The organism is Halopseudomonas pachastrellae (assembly GCF_900114765.1).
Lineage (GTDB): Bacteria > Pseudomonadota > Gammaproteobacteria > Pseudomonadales > Pseudomonadaceae > Halopseudomonas > Halopseudomonas pachastrellae.
Genome location: NZ_FOUD01000007.1, coordinates 178634 through 185510, shown reverse-complemented (window position 1 = coordinate 185510; position 6877 = coordinate 178634). Strand labels below are relative to the sequence as shown.

The following is a 6877-nucleotide window of genomic DNA, read 5'->3' as shown; positions in this document are numbered from 1 at the left end:
GTGTTGCGCCATCTCTCGTCGCCGAGATGGCTTCACCACTTTTTTGCCATCGCCTCCTGGATGATCTCGGCCTTCAGGCGCTCCTCGGCATACATCTTCTTCAGACGACGATTCTCCTCCTCCAGCTCGCGCAGTCGAGCCATTAACGAGGCGTCCATGCCACCGAACTTGGCGCGCCATTTGTAGAAGGTCGCCGAACTGATGCCATGCTCGCGGCACAGTTCAGGCACGGGGCTGCCGGCTTCGGCCTGCTTGAGGATGGCGATGATTTGACTGTCCGAAAAACGCGATGTCTTCACGCAAAATTTCCTTGATCCGATTAGGAGAAAATTCTACTTCTGACGAGGGCTGATTTCAGGGGGGATTACCGTTGGATTAGGCGTTAACAGGATTCGCTTGGCGGCTTCTGAGTAGCCACGTTCACGAACGTCGAATGACAGTGCATTTTTCAGGACTCTGAAGTAGCCGGGTCTGTAGTCTGCTGCACATCTCGTCAATGCTTCGCATATCCCGCTTGTTGAGAGCTGTGTGCCTGGCATTCTCGTTTTGTAGAAGTTTCTTGCCAGTTTTCGGTATCGTTCTTCGGTGCTCTTCAGCATGTTAGCATCCTTATAGTTATTGTTATTTTTTTGATGTCAAAAGCAGCCGCTTCGCGAAGGGGCGCTTGTTTTTTCGCTCCTCGTCGGAGCGAAAAAACATGTCGGCATGATATTGGCTGGGCCTCACCTCACCGTTGTTCGTGATGCCCTCGCCAACACCATGCCGCCACTGCGCCCCCATACCCGAAGCGCGGGTATGGTGTGTGCGCACGTACTCGTGCGCATGAGCTCGTACCCTGGGTACGCGCTCCAGCAGTGTGCTGCTTGGCTTTGTTTGACATCAAATTCGGTAGCCGGCTTGGGCCGGAAATGAGAGCCAGGGCGTGGCACCCACATCAGACCTCTTCGCTGAGTTCTGGATAGACCGGATTTGACGCGCGCAATAAGCTGTAGCGAAAGCTTCATCATATTATTTTTATAGTTCCCATAGCCGCGCATTTTTTATTGCTGCCATAACATCCACAAGGAATAAAACACCGCGCCCGGCCAACTAGGCATCCAAACTTATTTATCCAGATCAGCAGCAAACCAATGACGCGCTGTATTGTTGCAAATAAGGAAAACATAAAACAATACCCAGCTTACAAATATAACCAACTTTGCCATCAGGCTCTGCGGGATTCACTTGAGGGCAGCACGGAATATAGAGAATTCATAAAGAGGGGGTGCGAAAATCGCTATAGGTGAGAGCGAAGTTCGCACTAGGGGAGAGCGGTTTCAATCCTATCGCGCAAGAGACTAGAGCAAAAATCGCAACATTACGACGCCGGCGGCAACAGGTCTCATCTTTATTTGCAGTAGTTATAAGTGAACACTTATCTTCCTGATCCGGCTTTCATCGATATCAGTGAAATTTTCAAGCTGACCTCGACATACCACATTCTTTTTGCAGCCGGTTATCTGGTAGATCTTTTCTTCTACCTTTTGTGCTGCTGCTCTTACTTCGTGAGCATACATAGTCTTGTAACCATCCGTTACGTCAACGCTACTGCCATAACCATCATGATTGCAAAGAACTTTAATCTGGTATGGGCCTATTTCTGAAGATTCAGCAATTGAGATAAATGTCGCCCTGGCAATCTTTCTGGGTAGATGCTGACCAATTCGACCACCAATTTTCATCATGTAATCACGAACAACAGACTCGGGCAGTCGATCCAGCTGAATGCCAGAGAACACGTATCTTGATGTGCTGTGTTTCATCGAAAAAAGAACCTGGCTGTATGCAGTATCATTGAGCATAAGATGAAACTCTTCACCATTTTTAAGCGTATCTTGCTCGTTTTCTTTTGTGCGCTCAGGGAAAACAATGGCGCGCATTTTATGATTAACGTACGCTTTCCTGATTTTTGCAACCTCATCTGGACGAACACCAGTAAACAGCATAAAGAGTACGGCAGCAGATGCGCATGCAAACGCTGACGCGACATTTCGCTCAGGCCCATCATTGCAGATCTGAATACACTCATTAATAAAGCTAGCCAGCTTGTCGTGCTCAATCCTGATTTTGCTTCGACGGTCTTCATGCCAGATGTTCATCTCGCGCATAATCTCGACCGGGTTCGATGTAATCAGTGATTTGCCTTCATGTCTGCTTGTGACTATTGCGAATCGATAGATAGAACCCAACAAGCCGAGGGCCTTATTTGCTGCACGTTTTCGTTCTTTTGACATCGTCCCGTTTGCCCGCAAAACGGGTTTAGTAATGCTCGCGTGAAGCTCTATCACATCTTCATAGTCGAAGTCACCAAGCGATACATCAGCAATAGAAGAGAGGTAGTTTTTGAACGTTCGACGGTAGTCTTCTCGTGTCGCTTGAGTGATCCTTTGCTTCGCCTTCATCATCTTCTCGAAAGTGCTTTCGACCGTCACAAAGCTTGACTGCTTATCTAGTTTTTCTCGCTCAATGATCTCATCTATTTCACCAATCAGCTTGGCGGCCTGATCTCGAATCGACACGATTTTTGCTTTCGAGTCGTACTTGCTGATCGTAATTCGTTTTATTGTGCCGTTGACTCTCTTTATGACAACGAACGTTTTTGCGCCCCTCGCTGTAACCCTAAGCGCGAGCCCGCGTTGAGTTTTGTCGTAGAAGATCTGCTCTGATTTACCTGCGCTGCACTCAAGCGCTCTGATCGCATCGTGCGTGAATTGAAGCTCGGCCTTTGCCACTTTTCTTACCCCCGAAAACCGGATCGCTGTGAAATCCATGGAAACTTCTGATGACATCTGAGCACCTGGAAGCCCCATTACACCTGCGCCCTGATGGAAACCCATGGAAACTTTCATGGAAACTTTCGGCCCAGCTGAGCCCATCTGTGCCCAGCCTTCGATCTCTTGCCGGTCTAGCCAAAATTGCCATGAGATCAAGAGTATCTTGTTGATTTGAAAGGAAAACAAAGCCCTAATCATGCGAACTCAGCTCATGAAGGCTGTACGCAGCTTTTCTCTGCTCAACACAAGATATGGGGGTAGATTGACTTAAAATCCCTCGATGGCAACATCGTGCCGGTTCGACCCCGGCTCCGGGCACCATCTACCACACGCCTTTCAGCCATCTGCAGCAAAAGTAGTACGGTACGAAGATACTATTCCGGTCCGCAACTCCTATCTTGGCGTCGTCACGCTGACCCAGATCACCCCGCTACCGCTCAAGATCGCCTATTCTGAGGTAAGCAGAATACCGAGGAGTGCTACATGCAAGGTGATGTTTTCTGGATAACCATTGGTTTTTTTACCGTCAGTCTGCTGCTGATCTGCATCGGCTGGGGCAAAGTGGAAGGGCGAGTTGGTGTGGCGCTAATCTGGGTGGGGGCGCTTATCATGCTGGGTCTGATTTTTGTGCACATCTGGCTTGGCGTCGCTATCAACTAGCCGCAAACACCTCAACCCTGTTACGCCCCTGATGCTTGGCGCGATAAAGCGCCAGGTCCGCGCTGCGTAATAGCCCTTCCATGTCATGTCCATGGTCCGGAAAGCCGGCTACGCCAAGGGAGATACTGCTACTCAGCTGGATACCTTGCCAATCCAGCCGAATAGCGGCCAGGGCACAACGGTACTGCTCAGCCCGCTGTGTTGCGGTGGCCAGATCAGTGTTAGGCAGCGCCACCAGAAACTCCTCTCCGCCAAAGCGGCACACCAGGTCGCTTGCTCTTGAGTGCAGGGAAAGCAGATCAGCCAACGCCGTCAGCACCAGGTCACCTGCCTGGTGGCCATATTGGTCGTTCACCGCCTTGAAATGGTCTATATCTATCAAGATCAGCGCTAGTGGCAGCTGGTGGCGAGCGCAGTAGGCCAAGTCTCTTGCAATACTCACGTCGAGGTAACGGCGATTGTAGGCGCCGGTCAGTGGGTCACGATCTGCCTGATCGCGAAGCTGTTGTTGCAGCAGGTTAATTTCAGTCAACTGCTGCTGCAGCGCATGGTTGGCGTCCTGCAGGGCACTTTCACTCGCACGCAGCTGTTCGCGTGTCTCGCGAATGCGCAAGTTGCGTGAAAAAGCCACGTTGCCGACCATCATCAGGTAGAGCGTTAAGCCCAGCATGCAAAGCAGGTCCGCCAACCAGCTGTGATGCGGTGTCAGGTGGGCGCCACCGGCCAGATAAACGATGAGCACACCGATTGCCAAAGCGAGGGCGGCCTGAAAGAAGCCCATGGGTCCGCGAAAAACCATCAGGTTGATCGTCACACCGATCACCATGGTGTAGCTGATCCACAGTGGAAAGCCGAGCAGGCCAATCCAGATGCCAAACAGCAGACCATCCAGCAGCAGACTGTTTAGCTCGGTGAAGAGGGGGCGACCGGAGCGTACCGCTCGTTGATACATGACGTGCGGATACACCAGAAACTGCAGAAAAAGCGAAGCCCAGAGCAACCAACCTGTATCGGTTGCGCTCAGGTGAACGGCGATGGCAGCGAACAGCAGAGCAAACGAGCCCGTGCGGTTCTTGTAGTTGAGCTGCACAATCCAGTGCGAGTTTTCCGGCATCATGCCTGTCACAATCGGCTGCAGTGAAATGACCTGCAGCCGATTGTAGCGGGCAACGTCATGCCCGCATAGGGCTGTCTGAAATACCTATTGCGGAGCCACTCAGGTCAAAAGTCGTAGCGTACGCTGGTCTGCAGGGAGCGCTCGGCACCAAACCAGCAGTTGAGGGTGTCGTAGCAGCTGTAATAACGCTCATCGAACAGGTTGCTCACTGACATGCGAAGCGTGGCCCCTGACAGGTTCTGCGCTGCGACGCCCAGGTCGTAACTCAACCCCAGGTCTACCAGGGTGACGTCCGGCACCTGATCGCTGTTCAATGCGTCGACCTCTGCCTCGCCCAGATAGCGCACGCCACCATTGATACTCAAGCCGTTCAGCAGGCCTGCGTAAATGTCATAGGTGAGCCACAAGGATGCCATCTGCTCCGGCACCCAGACCGGTGTCTTACCTTCCAGACCGCTGTTGTCGCGTGTGACTTCTACGTCCTGGCGGGTATAGCTCGCGTCGACTTTGAGGCTGTCTGTCAGGCGGCTACTGACCTCTAGCTCTACCCCTTGCGAGCGCACCTGCCCAGCCTGAATCTGATCATAGGCGGTGCCATTGGGGTCGCGTGTGAGCACGTTGTCCTTGAGGATACGATAGGCGGTAACCGAGCCATTGTTTCGCCCCCCGTCGGGGTTGAACTTGAGGCCGGCTTCCCATTGCTCAGCGGTCGAGGGTTCGTACGTGCGGCCCAGGCGATCGCTGCCGGCCACCGGCTCAAAACTCTCCGCGTAACTGACGAAGGGCGCCAGACCGTTATCGAACAGATACAGCGCGCCAGCGCGCCAGGACGTATTGCTCTGCTTCAGGTCGTTGTCGACCGCCGCACCGTACTTCACACCGTATTCCTTGGCCTCATAGCGGTCATGGCGGCCGCCGGCAATCAGCACCCACTGGCCAATGCGCATCTGATCCTGCAGGTACACCCCGGTCTGGCGTTTTTCGATAGTGAAATCACTGCTGTAACCGGAGGCGGCAAAGTCGAGCAAGCCGGCGTTGATTTGGCTGTGGTCCGGGTTGTACAGGTCAATCGAGGGCGCTGCTGCGTCTTCGTAGCCGATATCGCTCTCGAACTGCAGGTAATCCACACCCACCAACAAGTTGTGTTCAATGGCGCCGGTTTGCACCAGGCCAGACAGCTGGTTATCGATGGTGAAACCTTCGCTGGTTTCGTCAGTCAGGTAAGCGCGGCGGTTGTAGGTGCGCTGATCAGCGTCCAGCGTCGTGCCGTAGGTATTGCGCTGATAAGCGTCACCGTGCTGAAAACGAGCATTCTGCAAAAACTGCCAGCTGTCATTGAAGTCATGCTGAATCTTGTAGCCGGCCATCAGCACTTCGCGCTCGTAGGTGTTCCAGTTCTCATCGCCACTGAAAGCGTCCGGATCGAGCTTGCCATTGACGTTGGGTTGAAACAGACCAGCCGCCGGCAGGGTAGTGTAGATTCCCATATCCGGGTCTTTCTGGTAGTAGATATTGAGGTTAACCAGCGTGCTGTCGCTAACCTGCCAGTCTAGGCTGGGTGCCAGCATCAGGCGTTCGTTCTCGGAGGTTTCGGCCTGACCGTCGCTGCTGCTGCCAAGCCCGGTGACCCGGTAGCTCAGATTGCTGTCGCCCAACTGGCCGGAGGAGTCGAAGCTCAGCTCACGCAGATCGTGACTGCCCGCCGTCAGCTCAACGCTGTTGTACTGCTCGGTTGTTGGCTTCTTGCTGATCAGGTTGACCATGCCGCCCGGTGGCATAGCGCCGTAGAGTGTCGAGGTAGGCCCTTTGAATACCTCAACCTGCTGCACAGCCTGCATGTCGATCTGGGGCTGCAGGTTCCAGTCGTTGTAAATTAGCTGCAGACCGTCATAGAAATTCTGATAGTTGATAAAGCCGCGAATACCGAACAGATCAAGCCGGTTGACGGCGCCACCGCGCAGCTGGGTGTTGACGCCACTGGCATACCGCAGCGCGGTTGCAACGCTATCGGCATTGCGCTCCAACAGTGTTTGCTCGTCGATAACGCTAATGCCCTGGGGTGTTTCCTGGGGCGTCAGACGCGTCTTGGTAGCGGTGTTGCGGTAGGTGCTGCCGTAGACGGTAAGGCTATCGAGTGCTTCGCCGTCCTGCTCCTGAGCATGCAGGCTTGAGCTGGCGAGAGCGGACATGATGGCAGCAGCAAGTGCGCAGTAGCGATGATGTGGGCGGTAAGGCATGAGTGCTCCAGAATCACAAATGAGAAGGATTATATTTTATTGCAGCCAAC

At 53.3% G+C, this 6877-nt stretch carries 4 protein-coding genes and 1 pseudogene; 1 reads left to right on the top strand and 4 read right to left on the bottom strand.

The window, feature by feature from the left end; translation table 11 throughout:
- Both BM116_RS07530 and BM116_RS07525 read right to left on the bottom strand, forming a co-directional pair.
- Nucleotides 1-299 (bottom strand): annotated as a pseudogene (locus BM116_RS07530) (transposase); the annotation flags it as partial.
- Between the two features lie 1101 nt (nucleotides 300-1400).
- Complete coding sequence (locus BM116_RS07525; RefSeq protein ID WP_083725091.1) at nucleotides 1401-3011, bottom strand: site-specific integrase family protein; 1611 nt, start codon at nucleotides 3009-3011, stop codon at nucleotides 1401-1403.
- A gap of 285 nt (nucleotides 3012-3296) precedes the next feature.
- Here BM116_RS07525 and BM116_RS18825 point away from each other — a divergent pair, with 285 nt between their 5' ends.
- Nucleotides 3297-3473 (top strand): hypothetical protein, encoded by a 177-nt coding sequence (locus BM116_RS18825; protein WP_169847234.1) that lies wholly within the window; start codon nucleotides 3297-3299, stop codon nucleotides 3471-3473.
- On the opposite strand, the gene BM116_RS07520 is transcribed toward BM116_RS18825, so the two are convergent.
- Together BM116_RS07520 and BM116_RS07515 are read right to left on the bottom strand one after the other, a co-directional pair.
- Nucleotides 3466-4590 (bottom strand): sensor domain-containing diguanylate cyclase, encoded by a 1125-nt coding sequence (locus tag BM116_RS07520; protein ID WP_083725093.1) that lies wholly within the window; start codon nucleotides 4588-4590, stop codon nucleotides 3466-3468. The two genes, BM116_RS18825 and BM116_RS07520, sit on opposite strands and share 8 nt — an antisense overlap.
- 104 nt (nucleotides 4591-4694) lie before the next feature.
- Nucleotides 4695-6827, bottom strand: coding sequence for a TonB-dependent siderophore receptor (locus BM116_RS07515; protein WP_083725095.1), 2133 nt, complete (start codon nucleotides 6825-6827; stop codon nucleotides 4695-4697).
- Nucleotides 6828-6877: the final 50 nt, after the last annotated feature.